16 protein-coding genes are annotated in these 16262 nt (G+C 69.4%); 11 read left to right on the forward strand and 5 right to left on the reverse strand.

The window, feature by feature from the left end:
- Positions 1-74: 74 nt before the first annotated feature.
- The gene (locus BLQ61_RS05420) at positions 75-770 is read left to right on the forward strand and encodes a dienelactone hydrolase family protein (protein ID WP_091567428.1); all 696 of its coding nucleotides are present in this window, start codon (positions 75-77) and stop codon (positions 768-770) included.
- A gap of 57 nt (positions 771-827) precedes the next feature.
- On the opposite strand, the gene BLQ61_RS05425 is transcribed toward BLQ61_RS05420, so the two are convergent.
- The 5 genes from BLQ61_RS05425 to hemB form a co-directional block, all read right to left on the reverse strand.
- Positions 828-2381 carry a DHA2 family efflux MFS transporter permease subunit gene (locus BLQ61_RS05425; protein WP_091567429.1) on the reverse strand — a complete coding sequence of 518 codons (1554 nt, stop codon included), beginning with the start codon at positions 2379-2381 and terminating at the stop codon, positions 828-830.
- Between the two features lies 1 nt (position 2382).
- A complete protein-coding gene (locus BLQ61_RS05430) occupies positions 2383-3648 on the reverse strand; it encodes an HlyD/EmrA/EmrK family protein (protein WP_091567430.1) in 1266 nt (421 codons plus the stop codon).
- 115 nt (positions 3649-3763) lie between these two features.
- A complete protein-coding gene (locus tag BLQ61_RS05435) occupies positions 3764-4264 on the reverse strand; it encodes a MarR family winged helix-turn-helix transcriptional regulator (RefSeq protein ID WP_091567431.1) in 501 nt (166 codons plus the stop codon).
- A gap of 61 nt (positions 4265-4325) precedes the next feature.
- Complete coding sequence (locus BLQ61_RS05440) at positions 4326-5564, reverse strand: magnesium transporter CorA family protein (protein WP_425415603.1); 1239 nt, start codon at positions 5562-5564, stop codon at positions 4326-4328.
- Positions 5565-5615: 51 nt separating this feature from the next.
- Positions 5616-6638 (reverse strand): porphobilinogen synthase, encoded by a 1023-nt coding sequence (gene hemB / locus BLQ61_RS05445; RefSeq protein ID WP_091567432.1) that lies wholly within the window; start codon positions 6636-6638, stop codon positions 5616-5618.
- 198 nt (positions 6639-6836) lie between these two features.
- Between hemB and BLQ61_RS05450 the strand changes: the two genes are divergently transcribed.
- The 10 genes from BLQ61_RS05450 to BLQ61_RS05495 form a co-directional block, all read left to right on the forward strand.
- Complete coding sequence (locus BLQ61_RS05450; RefSeq protein WP_091567433.1) at positions 6837-7265, forward strand: CopD family protein; 429 nt, start codon at positions 6837-6839, stop codon at positions 7263-7265.
- A complete protein-coding gene (locus BLQ61_RS05455; RefSeq protein WP_245703845.1) occupies positions 7262-8419 on the forward strand; it encodes a VanZ family protein in 1158 nt (385 codons plus the stop codon). Before BLQ61_RS05450 ends, BLQ61_RS05455 begins: the two co-directional genes overlap by 4 nt.
- A gap of 67 nt (positions 8420-8486) precedes the next feature.
- Entirely contained in the window at positions 8487-8846 is a 360-nt protein-coding gene (locus BLQ61_RS05460) for a (2Fe-2S) ferredoxin domain-containing protein (RefSeq protein WP_091567435.1), read from the forward strand.
- 86 nt (positions 8847-8932) lie between these two features.
- Positions 8933-9574: an alpha/beta hydrolase gene (locus BLQ61_RS05465; RefSeq protein WP_091567436.1), complete on the forward strand. Its 642-nt coding sequence runs from the start codon at positions 8933-8935 to the stop codon at positions 9572-9574.
- Between the two features lie 87 nt (positions 9575-9661).
- Positions 9662-10825 (forward strand): D-alanyl-D-alanine carboxypeptidase family protein, encoded by a 1164-nt coding sequence (locus tag BLQ61_RS05470; protein WP_091567437.1) that lies wholly within the window; start codon positions 9662-9664, stop codon positions 10823-10825.
- A 93-nt stretch (positions 10826-10918) separates the two neighbouring features.
- Complete coding sequence (locus BLQ61_RS05475) at positions 10919-12616, forward strand: diguanylate cyclase domain-containing protein (RefSeq protein WP_091567439.1); 1698 nt, start codon at positions 10919-10921, stop codon at positions 12614-12616.
- A gap of 121 nt (positions 12617-12737) precedes the next feature.
- On the forward strand, positions 12738-13115 hold the full coding sequence (gene rpsL, locus BLQ61_RS05480) for a 30S ribosomal protein S12 (RefSeq protein WP_012202325.1): 378 nt from the start codon (positions 12738-12740) through the stop codon (positions 13113-13115).
- Between the two features lie 164 nt (positions 13116-13279).
- Positions 13280-13753, forward strand: a complete 474-nt coding sequence (rpsG, locus tag BLQ61_RS05485) for a 30S ribosomal protein S7 (RefSeq protein WP_091567441.1) — start codon at positions 13280-13282, stop codon at positions 13751-13753.
- An 85-nt stretch (positions 13754-13838) separates the two neighbouring features.
- A complete protein-coding gene (fusA, locus tag BLQ61_RS05490; protein ID WP_091567443.1) occupies positions 13839-15947 on the forward strand; it encodes an elongation factor G in 2109 nt (702 codons plus the stop codon).
- A gap of 222 nt (positions 15948-16169) precedes the next feature.
- A partial coding sequence (locus BLQ61_RS05495; RefSeq protein WP_005434227.1) for a GTP-binding protein occupies positions 16170-16262 on the forward strand: 93 nt, incomplete at its 3' end.

The following is a 16262-nucleotide window of genomic DNA, read 5'->3' on the forward strand; positions in this document are numbered from 1 at the left end:
TGGAACGCACAAATCTGCCCCTGCCGCTCGGGCGCGGGCACCCGGCACCTTCATCATTCAAGGAAAGAACACCCATGGGTCAGTGGATCGAACTGGTTGCCGCCGACGGCTTTGCGCTGCCGGCCTGGCAGGAGCAGCCTGCGGGCACGCCGCGCGGCGCGGTGGTGCTGCTGCAGGAAATCTTCGGTGTGAACAGCCATATCCGCGACGTGGCGGCGCGCCTGGCCGCGCGCGGCTACGCGGTGGTGGCGCCGGCCACCTTCGCGCGCGTCGAAAAAGGCGTCGAACTGGGCTATGGCGATGCCGACATGCAGCGCGGCAAGCAGCTGAAAGCGGCCGTGGAGGCGCTGCCCGCGCCCGGCGTGCTGCCCGACCTGCAGGCGGCCATTGACTTCGCCGCGCAGGACAGCGGCGCGCGCGTGGGCATCGTCGGCTTTTGCTGGGGCGGGCTGCTGGCCTGGCGCGCGGCCTGCGCGCTGCACGGCCTGTCGGCCGCCGTGCCGTACTACGGTGGCGGCATGACCACCAAGGCGGAAGCCGCGAGCACGCCGCGCGTGCCGGTGCTGGCGCACTTCGGCCGGCGCGACCACTTCATTTCAGAGAAAAGCGTGCATGACTTCGCCGCCGCGCACCCCGAGGTGCGGGTCGAGCTGTACGACGCCGACCACGGCTTCCACTGCGACCAGCGCGCCAGCTACGACGCGCCGGCGGCGCAGCTGGCGTGGACGCGCACGCTGGATTTCCTGGACCAGCATTTGCAGGCCAAATAGGCCGCCAGCCCTTGTATTTCAAGGGCTCTCAGCTCTTCTTTCAGGAGCGATGGCGCGTCAGTGCGCCCCCGCCGCCGCATCCGCCGCGCCGCCGCCCTGGGCACGCGGCGCGTGCGCCAGCCAGACCAGCGGGATCAGCAGCATGAACAGCACGGCCGAGGCGTAGAAGATGTCGTTGGCCGCCAGCATGAAGGCCTGCTGGGTGGTCATGCGCTCGATCTGCGCCAGCGCCTGCACGTCGCTCAGTCCGCCGGCGCGCAGCACGGCGATGGCCTGGTCGAAGCCGGGGCTGCCGGGCGTCAGGTGCTCGACCAGCTGCGCGTGGTGCAGCGTGGCGCGCCGCTCCCACAGCGTGGTGGTGACCGAGGTGCCGATGGCGCCGGCGGTGATGCGCATGAAGTTGGACAGGCCCGAGGCCGCCGGGATGCGCGCCGGCGCGATCTCCGACAGGGTGATGGTCACCAGCGGAATGAAGAAGAACGCCGTGGCCACGCCCTGCACGATGGTCGGCACCATGATGGTGGCGAAATCGGCCTGGGTGGAAAAGCGCGAGCGCATCCACAGCACCAGCGCGAACACCAGGAAGGCCAGCGTGGCATAGCGGCGCGGATCGACGCGGCCGATGCTCTTGCCGACCATGGGCGAGAGCACCAGCGCCAGCAGCCCCACCGGCGCCATGATCTCGCCGGCCTGGGTGGCGGTGTAGCCCATGTACTGCTGCAGCCACAGCGGCAGCAACACCACGTTGCCGAAGAACAGCCCGTAGCCGACCGAGGTGGCCAGCGAGCCGGCCCAGAAGTTGCGGTTGCCAAACAGCGACAGGTCCACCACCGGGTGCTCCTCGCCGCGCTCCCAGATCAGGAAGGCGATGAAGCCCACCACTGCCACCAGCGCGCTGCCCACCACCAGCGGCGACGAAAACCAGTCGTGCTCCTTGCCGATGTCCAGCACCAGCTGCATGGCGCCGACCCAGATCACCAGCAGCGCCAGCCCGACGGAGTCGATCGGCAGGCTGCGGCGTTCGCTCTCGCGCTGGCGGAAGATGGCCCAGGTGACGAACACCGAGGCGATGCCCACCGGCACGTTGATGTAGAAGATCCACGGCCAGCTGATGTTGTCGGTGATCCAGCCGCCCAAGAGGGGCCCCAGCACCGGCGCCACCAGCGTCGTCATCGACCACATCGCCATGGCCAGCCCGGCCAGCGCCTTCGGGTAGCTCGACAGCAGCAATGCCTGCGACAGCGGAATCATCGGCCCGGCGACGAAGCCCTGCAGCGCGCGCGCGGCGATGAGCAGCGGCATGTTCGGCGCCAGCCCGCACAGCAGCGACGCCAGCACGAACAGCGTCACGCTGGCCACGAACAGCCGCACCTGGCCGAAGCGCTGCGACAGCCAGCCCGTCAGCGGCACGGCGATCGCATTCGCCACGGCAAAGCTGGTGATGACCCAGGTGCCCTGCGTCGGGCTGACCCCCAGGTCGCCGGCAATCGCCGGCAGCGAGACGTTGGCGATCGACGTGTCCAGCACGTTCATGAACGTCGCCGCCGACAGCGCCAGCGTGCCCCAGGTGCGGGCGCTGCCGGTCAGCGGCGCAATGGGAGTGGCCGCCATGTCAGGACTTGCCGAGGTTCGCTTCGATGATGCGCGCTACTTCGGCCTCGGCGCCCGCGTCCTGCTGTTCGAACACGCGCGTGCGCGCGGCCGGCTCGCTGCGCGGCGCCTCGGCCAGCGAGGCGCCGCCGCGCTCGCGCGTGTCTACCTCCACGTCCATCGACAGGCCGACGCGCAGCGGATGCTCGGCCAGCTGCGCGCCGTCCAGCGCGATGCGCACCGGCACGCGCTGCACCACCTTGATCCAGTTGCCGGTGGCGTTCTGCGCCGGCAGCAGGGCGAACGCCGCGCCGGTGCCCACGCCCAGGCCGGCGACGGTGCCGTGGTACGGCACCTTCTTGCCGTACAGGTCGGCCGTGAGCTGGGCGGGCTGGCCCAGGCGCAGGTTGCGCAGCTGGTTTTCCTTGAAGTTGGCCTCGACCCAGACCTCCTTGAGCGGCACGATGGCCATCAGCGGGCTGCCGGCGGCCACGCGCTGGCCCAGCTGCACGCTGCGCCGCGCCACGTAGCCGTCGACCGGCGCCAGCAGCTGGGTGCGCTGGCTGGCCAGCCAGGCCTCGCGCAGGCGTGCCGCGGCCGTGAGCACGGCCGGGTGCTGCTGCACCGCCACGCCCTGGGTAAGCGCGCGGTTGCTGGTCAGCTGCTCGCGCGCGGCGGCGGTCGCGGCCTGCGCGGCGCCGACGGCGGCCTCGGCGGCGGTGCGCTGGCTGCGCGTGCCGGCCAGCTGGCTTTGCGCGTGCTGCAGCTCCTCGGTGGAGACGGCGCCCACGCCGGCCAGCTGGCGGCGGCGCTGCACGTCGTCCTGCGCGCGCTCGATCTCGGACTGCAGGCGCTGCACATCGGCCTGGGCGCGGCGCGCCTCGGCCTCGCGCAGGCGCACCTGGGCGGCCAGGGTGTCGTTGTTGGCGTACAGCGTGCGCGCCTGGCGCACGGCCTGTGCCAGCTGCGCCTCGGCCTGCGCCAGCGCGACGCGCGCGTCGGCCGGGTCGAGCTGCACCAGCGGCGCGCCGGCGCGTACGAAGTCGGTGTCGTCGGCGCCGATGGCCAGCACCGTGCCGCCGGTCTGCGGCGTGATCTGCACGACGTTGCCCTGCACGTAGGCGTTGTCGGTGTGCTCGTAGTGGCTGGCGACCAGCCAGTCGTACAGGCCGAAAGCGACGGCGCCCACGCCGACCACGGCGCCCAGCAGCAGCAGCGCGCGCTTGCGGCGCGCCTTGGCCTGCAGGGGCGAGGGCTGGGACGGGGCGGCGGGAGCGGGTGCGTTCATGGGAGTGTCGGAAGGAGGGAAGGGCGGGAGCGCCGCCAACCCGGCCTGCCGCTATCGAAAAAATAGCTGCAGGCCATTGCAAATCATGGGTTGGGGCCGGTTTTTATGGAAAATTTCAGCCAGGACCCTGGCGCGCACTGGCGGGCGGCGGGGTGGCCAGGGTCTGCAGATTGGCCTCCAGCCGGTCCAGGTAGCCGCGCAAAGCCTGCTGCTCGGCGGCGTCGAAGCCCTGCAGCAGCTGGTCCTGCGCCGCGGCCAGCAGCGCCGGCAACCGGGCGGCAACCGTGCGGCCGCTGTCGGTCAGCGCCACCTGCACCACGCGCCGGTCGTGCGGCGCGCGCTCGCGCTGCACCAGGCCCTTGGCCTCCAGGCGGTCCAGCAGCCGCGTCAGCCCGCCACTGTCAATGTGGCAGTCGCGCGCCAGGGCGCTGGCATTGGCGTGCTCGCCCAGGTGCAGGCGCAGCAGCGGCTTCCACTGCGCATCGGTCAGGCCCAGCGGCTCGACGTGCTGCTCGACGGCCGCGCCCAGCTGGTTGACGATGCGCCGCAGCTGCAGGCCGACGCTGCGCTCAAGGGCGTAAGGGACGGGCAGAAGCGTGGAGTCGGGTGCGGACATGGGGGCGCCAAGATACTTGACGCCGCAATCATTGTCAAAGCAAATTTTTCCTCGAACGCTTTCAGCCACGCCCTGTGCGCGCCAGGTAGCGGTTGCGCCAGAAGTAGGCGATCAGCCCGGCGGCGATGGCCAGCATCACCACCAGCGCACCCCAGAAGCCGTTTTCCTTGTCCACGAAGGGCAGGAACTCGAAGTTCATGCCGAAGATGCCGGCGATCAGGTTCAGCGGCAGGAACACGGCGGTGAGCACAGTGAGCACGCGCATGATCTCGTTGGTGCGGTTGTTCTGCACCGAAAAATGCATCTGCACCGCGGCCTCGGTGCTCTGCTCCAGCCGGCGCACATGGTGCGAAACGCGCTCGATGTGCTCCAGCACGTCGCGGCTGCGCACGCGCAGCAGCTCCAGCTCGCGCTGCGCCACCGGGCTGTTGCCGCCGCCGCCCAGCTCCAGCGAGGCGCTCCAGGCCTGCAGCGCCGAGCGCTGGTCCTCGCAGATCTCGGTCAGGTGGTGCAGCGCCAGGCGTGCGGCCATCAGCGCGCTCCAGTGGTTGAAGCGTCCACGCGGGTTCAGCAGCGCCACCTGCCAGTGGTCGAGCTGGTGCGACAGGTGGCGGCGCAGCTCCAGGTAGTTGTCGACGATGTGGTTGACCAGGCGCAGCATCAGGTCCGGCGGGCTGGTCGGCAGGCGGATGCCGACGATGGGCGCATTGACGTGCAGCTCGCAGACCAGCGTCTCGGCGCTGGTTTCGACGTCGCCGGCCTCGTCCTCGGTCACCACCGCCGCCAGCGGCGGCGGCGCCATCAGGCGCTCGGCGTAGCTGTCGCGCACGCTGCAGTCCTCGGTGTGCACTGACAGCAGCAGCGCATCGAACACCACCAGCCCGACCGGGCTGGTCTCGATGCGCCGCAGCACCGGCGGGCCGCCGCGCGCGGTGCGCGGCAGGGGCTGCTCGGCCGTGCCCTCGGTGGTCGTCAGCTGGCGCATGACCAGCAGTTCGTACTGCGAGGTGTAGTCGTAGTGCGAGGGCAACTGGGTGCTGAGCAGGTCGGTGACGTGCAGGTCCACCAGCTGCAGCCCGGTGACGCACTGCAGCATCTGCTGAAACTCCGCCAGCCGTTCCTGCAGCGCGCTGCGGGTGCAGGCCACCCAGTAAAAGCCCACCGGCGGGGGCTGCGCGGGCAGCGTGTCCAGTTCGACGACGCTGGCGCCGGGCTGCAGGTGGAAGATGCGCACCGGCACGCAGGCCGGTGCCGGTTCTGTTGCGCTGGGCGTGGCGGGTAGGGCGGTGTCCTGGGTCAAGGTCGGTCTCTCCTGCTCCCGACCGGCACCGCGCCCGCGCACGGCCGGCGGCTAGCGCGCTGCAGGCAGCGGCTGCAGCAGCCGCGCGGCTTCGAGGGCGAAGTAGGTCAGCACGCCATCGGCGCCGGCGCGCTTGAAGGCCAGGAGCGACTCCATCATCACCTTGTCATGGTCCAGCCAGCCGTTGGCCGATGCCGCTTTCAGCATGGCGTATTCGCCCGACACCTGGTAGGCGAAAGTCGGCACGCGGAACTCGTCCTTGACGCGGCGCAGCACGTCCAGGTAGGGCATGCCGGGCTTGACCATGACCATGTCGGCGCCCTCGGCGATGTCCAGCGCCACCTCGCGCAGCGCCTCGTCGGTGTTGGCCGGGTCCATCTGGTAGACGTTCTTGTTGCTCGCGCCCAGGTTGGCGGCCGAGCCCACGGCGTCGCGGAACGGCCCGTAGAAGGCGCTGGCGTACTTGGCGCTGTAGGCCATGAGGCGGGTGTGGATGTGCCCATGTGCCTCCAGCGCGTCGCGGATGGCACCGATGCGCCCGTCCATCATGTCGCTGGGCGCGACCATGTCCACGCCGGCCTCGGCATGCGCCAGCGCCTGGCCAACGAGGATTTCCACCGTCTCGTCGTTCAGGATGTAGCCGGTGGCGTCCAGCACGCCGTCCTGGCCGTGGCTGGTGTAGGGGTCGAGCGCCACGTCGGTCATCACGCCGAGCTCGGGGAAGGCGCGTTTGAGCGCGCGAATGGTGCGCGGGATCAGGCCGTCGGGATTCAGCGACTCGCTGCCGTCGGGCGTCTTCAGCTGCGCGTCGATGGACGGAAACAGCGCCAGGTACGGAATGCCCAGGCGCAAGCACTCTTCGGCCACGGGCAGCAGCAGGTCGATGCTCAGGCGTTCGACGCCGGGCATGGAGGCCACCGGCACGCGCCGATTCTCGCCCTCGTGCACGAACACCGGGTAGATGAAGTCGTGCGGCGACAGGGCATGCTCGCGCACCAGGTTGCGGGTGAAGGCGTCGCGGCGCAGGCGGCGCGGGCGCTGGCTCGGGAAGGGGGTGGGGCTGGACAGGTGCATGGCGCCCGATTGTGCGCCAGGGGTCCTGGGCGGCAGTCCGGCGTGCTTGCGCCGCCCTGGCGGCGGTGCTAGATTGCCGCCGGGCGCATCCCCCCCCGCGCCCCCCGCTTCACCTCCCTGAGCGGGGTCCCGGGCACCTCCTGTCCCGGGGCTTTCCCGCCCGGCCGCGCCGGGCTTCTTTTTTGGCACACTGCGGCGATGCTCTGGGTCAAAGCCTTCCACATCGTCTTCATCGCCAGCTGGTTCGCCGGGCTGTTCTACCTGCCGCGCATCTTCGTCAACCTGGCCATGGTGCCGCCCGGCTCCAGTGCCGAGCGCGAACGGCTGCTGCTGATGGCGCGCAAGCTGCTGCGCTTCACCACCCTCCTGGCGGTGCCGGCGCTGGCCCTGGGCCTGTGGCTGTGGCTGGGCTACGGCATCGGGCGCGGGCCGGGCAACGGCTGGCTGCACGCCAAGCTGGCGCTGGTGCTGGTCATCGTCGGCTACCACCATGCCTGCGCGGTACTGCTGCGCAAGCTGGCCGCCGGCACCAGCCGGCGCAGCCACGTCTGGTTCCGCTGGTTCAACGAACTGCCGGTGCTGCTGCTGGTGGCGGTGGTGGTGCTGGTCGTGGTCAAGCCGTTTTGAACGCCGATCCGGCCCCCGTGCAGGACGGCCCGCCGGGGCCGCACCGCACCTCGGCCTGGCCGCTGGCGGCGATCTACGCGCTGCTGATCGTCTTCGCCAGCCTGTTCCCGTTCGAGGGCTGGCGCGCGCAGGGCATCTCGCCGTGGGTGTTCCTGACGGCGCGCATCCCGCCGCCGTACTGGACCTGGTTCGACGTGAACATCAACGTCGCCGGCTACGCGCCGCTGGGTTTCCTGCTGGCGCTGGCTTGCCTGCGCTCGGGCGTTGCGCCGCTGGCGGCAGTGCCGCTGGCGGCATTCAGCGGCGCGCTGCTGTCGCTGTGTATGGAATACCTGCAGATCTTCCTGCCGCGGCGCGTGCCGTCCAACCTGGATTTGCTGCTGAACGCCGCGGGTGCGCTGCTCGGCGCGCTGGTCGCGGCGCTGCTCGAGCGCCTGGGCGCCATCGCCCGCTGGAGCCGGCTGCGCGAGCGCTGGTTCACGCCGGATGCCAGCGGCGCGCTGGCGCTGCTGGCGCTGTGGCCGTGGGCGCTGCTGTTCCCGGCGGCGCTGCCGTTCGGGCTGGGGCAGGTCTGGCAGCGGCTGGAAGACGCGCTGGCCGAACTGCTGGAGGGCACGCCGTTCCTGGACTGGCTGCCGATGCGCGAGGCGCCGCTGGAGCCGATGTCGCGCGGCGCCGAGGTGCTGGCGGTGGCCCTCGGCCTGCTGGTGCCGTGCCTGCTGGGCTACTGCATCATGCGCCAGCGCTGGCGCCGCGCGGTGCACGCGCTGGGGGTGACGGTGCTGGGCGTGGCGGTGACGGCGCTGTCGGCCGGCCTGAGCTGGGGCCCGGTGCATGCCTGGGAGTGGCTCACGCCGGCCGCGCGCGTGGGCATCGCGCTGGGCTTCGGGATGGCGCTGGCGCTGCTGGCGCTGCCGCGCCGGGCCAGCGCGGCGGTGCTGCTGGTGTTGCTGATGCTGCACCTGGACCTGCTCAACGATGCGCCGCAGGACGCCTATTTTGCCCAGACGCTGCAGGCCTGGGAGCAGGGGCGCTTCATCCGCTTCTACGGCCTGGGGCAGTGGCTGGGCTGGCTGTGGCCCTATGCCACGCTGGGCCACGTGCTGGCCCAGGTCTCGCGCCGGGAGCGCCCGCGCGCGGCGCCGCCGGGCTGACAACCGCGCGCCGGCCAGGGTCGGCGCGCGCACGGCGGCAGGGCGCCGGCTGCCTAGAATCCCGCGCATGACCGCACCCGACACCCCCACGCCCGCCCAGCCGCCTTACTTCCAGCGCCACATCTTCTTCTGCCTGAACGAGCGCAAGGCGCCCGAGGCCTGCTGCGCCGCGCAGGGCGCGCAGCAGGCCTTCGAGCATTGCAAGAAGCAGGTCAAGGCCGCGGGCCTGGCCGGCCCGGGCAAGGTGCGCGTGAACAAGTCCGGCTGCCTGGACCGTTGCTCGGGCGCGCCGGTGGCCGTGGTCTACCCGGAAGGCACCTGGTACACCTATGTGGACCAGCAGGACATCGACGAGATCGTCGAGTCGCACCTGAAGCACGGCCAGGTGGTCGAGCGCTTGCTGCTGCCGCCCGACGTGGGGCGCTGAGCCGTCCCGCTGGTTTTTGAGAGTTTTCGGCCTCCAGCCCTTTATGTATAACGGCCTCCAGCTATGTTTTCAGGAGTGAACCCGGCATGAATGCCCAGACCGAGCGCCTGCAGTTCTCCGGCGCCGCCGGCGCCATCGAGGCGCTGCGCGACAGCCCGGCGCCCGACGCCACGCCGCGCGGCACGGCCGTCATTGCGCACCCGCACCCGCTGTTCGGCGGCACCATGGACAACAAGGTGGTGCAGACCCTGGCGCGCGCCTGCGTGGCCTGCGGCTTCACAGCGCTGCGCTTCAACTTCCGCGGCGTGGGCGCCAGCGCCGGCGTGCACGACGAGGGGCGCGGCGAGCTGGACGACCTGCTGGCGCTGGTCGAGCAGGCGGCACCCGAAGGCCCGCTGGTGCTGGCCGGCTTTTCCTTCGGCGCCTTCGTCACCAGCCATGCGCTGGCCCGGCTGTGGGACGGCGGGCGCATCGAGCGCGCCATCCTGGTCGGCACGGCCGCCAGCCGCTTCGAGGTGGCGCCGCTGCCGCCCGAGGCGCACCTGGCCACGCTGGTGGTGCACGGCGAGCACGACGAGACCGTGCCGCTGGCCTCGGTCATGGACTGGGCGCGGCCGCAGCAACTCCCGGTTACGGTTGTGCCGGGGGGCGGCCATTTCTTTCACGGACAATTGCCGCTGCTGAAAAACCTCGCCATGCGCCATCTGCAGCCGCCGGCACTGTCCTGACGCGCTGCCTGCCGGCCACGCCGCCGGCGCGCACTTCGGCGGCCTCCCGCCTTCCGATCCTTGTTGCCCTCCTTCCTGTTGCCCGCGATGCCCTCCGTTCTGTCCCTGCTGCGAAACCTTGCCTGCGCCCTTGCCCTCGCTCCTGCCCTGCTGTGGGCGCAGGTGCCCCAGCCGCCCGAGATCGCCGCGCGCAACTACCTGCTGGTGGACGTGACAGCTGGCCAGGTGCTGGCCGGCAAGGACATCGACGCGCCGGTGGAGCAGGCCTCGCTGACCAAGCTGATGACCGGCTACCTGGTGTTCGATGCGCTGCGCGCCAAGAAGATCACGCTGGAGCAGCGCGTGCCGGTGAGCGAGCGTGCCTGGAAGATGCCCGGCTCGCGCATGTTCATCGACCCGAAGATGCAGGTGCCGATCGACGACCTGCTCAAGGGCATGATCGTGCAGTCCGGCAACGACGCCACCATGGCGCTGGCCGAGGCCGTGGGCGGCACCGCCGAGAACTTCGTGCGCCTGATGAACGAGCAGGCCAAAGCCTTCGGCATGAAGGGCACGCAGTACAAGAATCCGGAAGGCCTGACCGAGCCCGGCCACACCACCACCGCGCGCGACCTGGCGACCCTGTCGACGCGGCTGATCCAGGACTTTCCGGAATACCTGCACTACTACTCCACCAAGCAGTACCGCTACGAGGGCACGCCGAAGTCCAACAGCAACAACCGCAATACGCTGCTGTTCCGCGACCCGACGGTGGACGGCCTGAAGACCGGCCACACGGCCGCGGCGGGCTACTGCCTGGTGTCCACCGCCAAGCGCGACTTCCCGCAGGTCGGCCAGCGCCGGCTGCTGTCCATCGTGCTGGGCACCGCCAGCGAGAATGCCCGCGCCAACGAAAGCCAGAAGCTGCTGAACTGGGGCTACACCGCGTTCGACGCCGTGAAACTGTTCGACGCCGGCCAGCCGGCCGCGACGCCGGCGATCTGGAAGGGCACGCAGAACACCCTGAAGATCGGCCGCCCCGAGGCCATCGTCGTCACCGTGCCGTCGGGCAGTGCCGGCAAGCTTTCGACCACCGTGGTGCGCCAGGACCCGCTGATCGCGCCCTTCACCCAGGGCCAGTCGGTGGGCACGCTGAAGGTGACGCTGGGCGAGCAACAGGTCGCCGAGGTGCCGCTGGTGGCACTGGAGAGCGTTGGCGAGGCCGGCTTCTTCGGCCGCGCCTGGGACGCGCTGCGCCTGTGGATCAAGTGACGTGATCCGGCGCACCTGACCCGGTCGCGCGGGGTGGGGCTGCGGCACAATGGGCGGGCGCCCCTTCGCCCGTCAAGCCCACACCCATCCGCCATGAACGCCTGCGCCCCCGCCTGGTTCGAGGCCCTCGGCCGGATGCTGGACGCCTTGCAGGTCGGCATGTGCCTGTTCGACGAAGGCGATTGCACCCAGGCCTGGAACCAGAGTTTCCTGCGCTTGTTTCCCGAGCACCGCGCGCAGATCCACCGGGGCGAGCCCTATGCCGAGAACCTGCGGCGCTTCTACCGGGCGCGGCTGGAAGGCGCGGAGCTGGCCAACCTGGAGCGCTACGTGCAGGCCGGCATCGAACGCCACCAGCAGCAGTTCCATCCCTACGATTTCCTGCACCGCGGCGAACGCATCACCGTGGCTTCGCTGCCGCTGGCCGGCCTGGGGCGGCTGCGGTTGTGGCGCATCCTGGCCCCGCCGGCGCCCGAGCGCGCGCCCGAGCCGCGCATCGACGCCGCCGCGCTGCTGGACCGGGCGCCCAGCGGGCTGGTACTGAGCGACGACCAGGGCCGCATCACCTGGGCCAACGACCCCTTTGCCATGCTCTACGGCCTGGCCGACGCGCAGGCGGCGCTGGGCCGCACGCTGCCCGAGTTGTTCCTCGACGTCTGGATGCGCGAAGGCGCGGAGCTGGCGGCGCAGCACGCCGACGAGGCCGCCATGCTGCAGGAGATCATGCTGTTCACCGGCTCGCCCTTCGAGCTGCAGCTGCCGGGCGGGCGCCAGCTGCGCGTGCTGAGCCGCAGCGGCGCGACTGGCGGCGCGCAGTTGTACGCGCACCTGGATGTCACCGAGCTGCAGCGCCAGCGCGAGCGCCTGGCGCAGGCCGAGCGCAACGCGCGTATCCATGCTGATACCGCGCTGCGTGAATCGGCCTTGCTGCAGGCCGTGCTGCACGGCATGCAGCAGGGCATCGCCATGGTCAGCGCCGAAGGACGCGTCGACTATCACAACCAGCGCCTGCTGCAGTTGCTGGACCTGGCGCCGGAGTACCTGCAGGGCCGGCCCTGGCAGGACGACGTGGTGCGGCTGCTGCGCGAGGGCGGCGACTGGGAGGCGCTGTCGCCCGAGGCGCTGGCGCAGCTGTCCGGCTGGCCGCCGGAGAACGCGCCGGGGATCGTCTGCCTGGCGTTGCGCCAGCGCAGCAGCGGCCGGGTGCTGGAGGTGGGCAGCGTGCAGGTGCCGGGTGGCGGCGTGCTGCACACCGTGAACGATGTGACCGAGCGGCATGCGCACCAGCAGCACATCGAGCACATGGCCAGCCACGACGGTCTGACCGGCCTGCTCAACCGGGGCCGCTTCCTGGAGCTGCTGGCCGCCGAGATCGCGCTGGCGCAGCGCTCCGGCGCCCGCCTGGGGGTGCTGTATGTCGATCTGGACGGCTTCAAGCCGATCAACGACGTGCATGGCCACGCCGCGGGCGATGAAGTGCTGCGCCAGGCGGCGCAGGTGCTGCAGTCGCTGGCACGCGAGAGCGACTTCGTCGCGCGCCTGGGCGGCGACGAGTTCGCGGTGCTGCAGCGCGGCATCCACCAGCCGCACGAGGCGCAGGCCCTGGCCGTGCGCGCCGCTGCGGCGTTGGCGCAGCCGGTGGCCACTGCCGGTGCCGCGGTGGCCGTGGGCGCCTCCATCGGCGTGGCGCTGTACCCGGAAGATGGCGCCGATCCGCAGGCCCTGCTGGCGGCGGCCGACCAGGCCATGTACCGCGCCAAGGCCCGGGCCCGCCCCCGCCCCTTGTCCTGAAATCCTTCAGCGGCTACACTTGCGGGCTTTTCGGAAATTTTCCGAAGGGAATGACGTTTTCGCAAACGGCGCAGCGGAGGTTTGTCCGCACGCCCTTTTCACGTTTAGGGACGAGTATTTAATGCCAACCATCAACCAACTCGTGCGCCAGGGGCGCACGGTCGAAGTGGTGAAATCCAAAAGCCCGGCCATGGAGAACTGCCCCCAGCGCCGCGGCGTGTGCACCCGTGTGTACACCACCACCCCCAAGAAGCCCAACTCGGCGCTGCGCAAGGTCGCCAAGGTGCGTCTGACCAACGGCTTCGAAGTCATCTCCTACATCGGCGGCGAAGGCCACAACCTGCAAGAGCACAGCGTGGTGCTGGTGCGCGGCGGCCGTGTGAAGGACCTTCCCGGCGTGCGCTACCACATCGTGCGCGGCTCCCTGGACCTGCAGGGCGTGAAGGACCGCAAGCAGTCGCGCTCCAAGTACGGCGCGAAGAAGCCCAAGGCCAAGTAAGCCCGGCTGTCGCCGAGCCAATTCGGTGCTGCCTGCCGCGTGGCGCGGTGTGCGGCGTAGTGACCCTGAACGCAGGTGTTCTGCGCGGGTCGAGTAAGTGAGGGTCCCAATGGCTCTCGCGGTACCTGAGATGGTGCCAACTGAAGCAAAGATTGAGGTAAGAAATGCCACGTCGTCGCGAAGTCCCCAAACGTGAAATCCTGCCGGACCCGAAATTCGGCAATGTCGAGCTGTCCAAGTTCATGAACGTCATCATGGAAGGCGGCAAGAAGGCAGTTGCAGAGCGCATCATCTACGGCGCCCTGGAGCTGATCGAGAAGAAGCAGCCCGAGAAGGACCCCCTGGAGGTGTTCCTGACGGCCATCAACAACATCAAGCCGATGGTCGAGGTGAAGTCCCGCCGCGTGGGCGGTGCCAACTACCAGGTGCCGGTCGAAGTGCGCCCGGTGCGTCGCCTGGCCCTGTCCATGCGCTGGCTCAAGGACGCTGCCCGCAAGCGCGGCGAGAAGTCCATGGCGCTGCGCCTGGCCAACGAGCTGATGGAGGCCAACGAAGGCCGTGGCGGCGCCATGAAGCGCCGTGACGAGGTGCACCGCATGGCCGAAGCCAACAAGGCCTTCAGCCACTTCCGCTTCTAAGCCAGCCCTCCCTCCTCGCATTCCGGGAGCCCGGCCCGTCGATTTCGGCGTGTCGGGCTCCCGGCGTTAACGAAAGACCATCACCATGGCACGCAAAACCCCCCTCGAGCGCTACCGCAACATCGGCATCTCGGCCCACATCGACGCCGGCAAGACCACCACGTCCGAGCGCATCCTGTTCTATACCGGCGTGACCCACAAGCTGGGCGAGGTGCACGAAGGCGCCGCCACGACCGACTGGATGGAGCAGGAGCAGGAGCGCGGCATCACGATCACCTCGTCGGCCGTGACCTGCTTCTGGAAGGGCATGGACCTGTCGCGTCCCGAGCACCGCATCAACATCATCGACACCCCCGGCCACGTGGACTTCACCATCGAGGTGGAGCGTTCCATGCGCGTGCTGGACGGCGCGGTGATGGTCTATTGCGCCGTGGGTGGCGTGCAGCCGCAGTCCGAGACCGTCTGGCGCCAGGCCAACAAGCACAAGGTGCCGCGCCTGGCGTTCGTGAACAAGATGGACCGCACCGGCGCCAACTTCTTCAAGGTCGTCGAGCAGATGAAGACGCGCCTGAACGCGCACCCGGTGCCGATCGTGGTGCCGATCGGCGCCGAGGACAAGTTCCAGGGCGTGGTGGACCTCATCAAGATGAAGGCCATCATCTGGGACGAGGCCTCGCAGGGCATGAAGTTCGAGTACGCCGAGATCCCCGCCGACCTGGTCGAGACCGCCAACAAGTGGCGCGAGAACATGGTCGAGTCGGCCGCCGAGGCGTCCGAGGAGCTGATGAACAAGTACCTGGAAGACGGTGACCTGTCCGAGCAGGACATCATCGCCGGCCTGCGCCAGCGCACCATCGCCACCGAGATTCAGCCCATGCTGTGCGGCTCGGCGTTCAAGAACAAGGGCGTGCAGCGCATGCTGGACGCGGTGCTGGACTTCCTGCCGGCGCCTACCGACATTCCCGACGTGGTTGGCACCGACCCGGACGACGAAGAGAAGAAGCTGACCCGCAAGGCCGACGACAACGAGAAGTTCTCGGCCCTGGCGTTCAAGCTGATGACCGACCCGTTCGTCGGCCAGCTGACCTTCGTGCGCGTCTATTCGGGCGTCCTGTCCAAGGGTGACACCGTCTACAACGCCGTCAAGGGCAAGAAGGAGCGCATCGGCCGTATCGTGCAGATGCACGCCAACGAGCGCCAGGAGATCGACGAAATCCGCGCCGGTGACATCGCCGCCTGCGTGGGCCTGAAGGAAGTGACCACCGGCGACACGCTGTGCGACCTGGATGCGCACATCATGCTCGAGAAGATGGTCTTCCCCGAGCCGGTGATCGCCCAGGCCGTCGAGCCCAAGACCAAGGCCGACCAGGAAAAGATGGGCATCGCCCTGTCGCGCCTGGCTTCGGAAGACCCGTCGTTCCGCGTGCGTACCGATGAGGAATCGGGCCAGACCATCATCGCCGGCATGGGCGAGCTGCACCTGGACATCATCGTCGACCGCATGAAGCGCGAGTTCAACGTCGAGGCCAACGTCGGCAAGCCCCAGGTGGCCTACCGCGAAACCGTCCGCAACACCGTCAAGGATGTGGACGGCAAGTTCGTGCGCCAGTCGGGCGGCAAGGGCCAGTACGGCCACGTGGTGTTCCGCCTGGAGCCCAACGAGCCGGGCAAGGGCTTCGAGTTCCTGGACGAGATCAAGGGCGGCGTGGTGCCGCGCGAGTACATCCCCGCAGTGCAAAAGGGCGTGGAAGAAGCCCTGACCTCGGGCGTGCTGGCCGGCTACCCGGTGGTGGACGTGAAGGTCGCGCTCACTTTCGGCTCCTACCACGACGTGGACTCGTCCGAGCAGGCGTTCAAGATGGCCGCCATCTTCGGCTTCAAGGAAGCTGCCAAGAAGGCTAACCCCGTCATCCTCGAGCCGATGATGGCCGTGGAAGTCGAGACGCCTGAGGACTATGCCGGCACGGTGATGGGCGACCTGTCCAGCCGCCGCGGCATGGTGCAGGGCATGGACGACATGGTCGGTGGCGGCAAGGCCATCAAGGCCGAGGTGCCGCTGTCCGAGATGTTCGGCTACGCCACGCAGCTGCGCTCGATGACGCAGGGCCGCGCGACCTACACGATGGAGTTCAAGCACTACGCCGAGGCTCCGAGGAACGTCGCCGAGGCCATCATGGCCGCGCGCGCCAAGTAACTGTCAAGGACCGACCCCGCCCTGAGGATACAGGGCGGGGTCGGATACTTTGATATGAAAGTGGCTCCAGCCCTGATGCATTAAGGGGCTGAAGCTATTTTTTCAGTAGCATTTTCCTGTCTGCGATCCGGTGCCGCCCCGTTGTCCTGTGCGGGGCGAGCCAGCAACCGGATGCAGACGTTAAACCCTCACACAGGCAACGCTCTTTTGGAGTAACAAGAAATGGCAAAAGGCAAGTTCGAACGTACCAAGCCCCACGTGAACGTGGGCACGATCGGTCACGTGGACCACGGCAAGACGACGCTGACGGCGGCG

It is taken from the genome of Oryzisolibacter propanilivorax (assembly GCF_900103645.1).
GTDB lineage: Bacteria > Pseudomonadota > Gammaproteobacteria > Burkholderiales > Burkholderiaceae_C > Melaminivora > Melaminivora propanilivorax.

Excerpts from the sequence above, each read along its gene's own strand:
- BLQ61_RS05420 (WP_091567428.1), top strand. The coding sequence starts at position 75 with ATGGGTCAGTGGATCGAACTGGTTGCCGCCGACGGCTTTGCGCTGCCG.
- BLQ61_RS05425 (WP_091567429.1), bottom strand. The coding sequence starts at position 2,381 with ATGGCGGCCACTCCCATTGCGCCGCTGACCGGCAGCGCCCGCACCTGG.
- BLQ61_RS05430 (WP_091567430.1), bottom strand. The coding sequence starts at position 3,648 with ATGAACGCACCCGCTCCCGCCGCCCCGTCCCAGCCCTCGCCCCTGCAG.
- BLQ61_RS05435 (WP_091567431.1), bottom strand. The coding sequence starts at position 4,264 with ATGTCCGCACCCGACTCCACGCTTCTGCCCGTCCCTTACGCCCTTGAG.
- hemB (WP_091567432.1), bottom strand. The coding sequence starts at position 6,638 with ATGCACCTGTCCAGCCCCACCCCCTTCCCGAGCCAGCGCCCGCGCCGC.
- BLQ61_RS05450 (WP_091567433.1), top strand. The coding sequence starts at position 6,837 with ATGCTCTGGGTCAAAGCCTTCCACATCGTCTTCATCGCCAGCTGGTTC.
- BLQ61_RS05460 (WP_091567435.1), top strand. The coding sequence starts at position 8,487 with ATGACCGCACCCGACACCCCCACGCCCGCCCAGCCGCCTTACTTCCAG.
- BLQ61_RS05465 (WP_091567436.1), top strand. The coding sequence starts at position 8,933 with ATGAATGCCCAGACCGAGCGCCTGCAGTTCTCCGGCGCCGCCGGCGCC.
- BLQ61_RS05470 (WP_091567437.1), top strand. The coding sequence starts at position 9,662 with ATGCCCTCCGTTCTGTCCCTGCTGCGAAACCTTGCCTGCGCCCTTGCC.
- BLQ61_RS05475 (WP_091567439.1), top strand. The coding sequence starts at position 10,919 with ATGAACGCCTGCGCCCCCGCCTGGTTCGAGGCCCTCGGCCGGATGCTG.
- rpsL (WP_012202325.1), top strand. The coding sequence starts at position 12,738 with ATGCCAACCATCAACCAACTCGTGCGCCAGGGGCGCACGGTCGAAGTG.
- rpsG (WP_091567441.1), top strand. The coding sequence starts at position 13,280 with ATGCCACGTCGTCGCGAAGTCCCCAAACGTGAAATCCTGCCGGACCCG.
- fusA (WP_091567443.1), top strand. The coding sequence starts at position 13,839 with ATGGCACGCAAAACCCCCCTCGAGCGCTACCGCAACATCGGCATCTCG.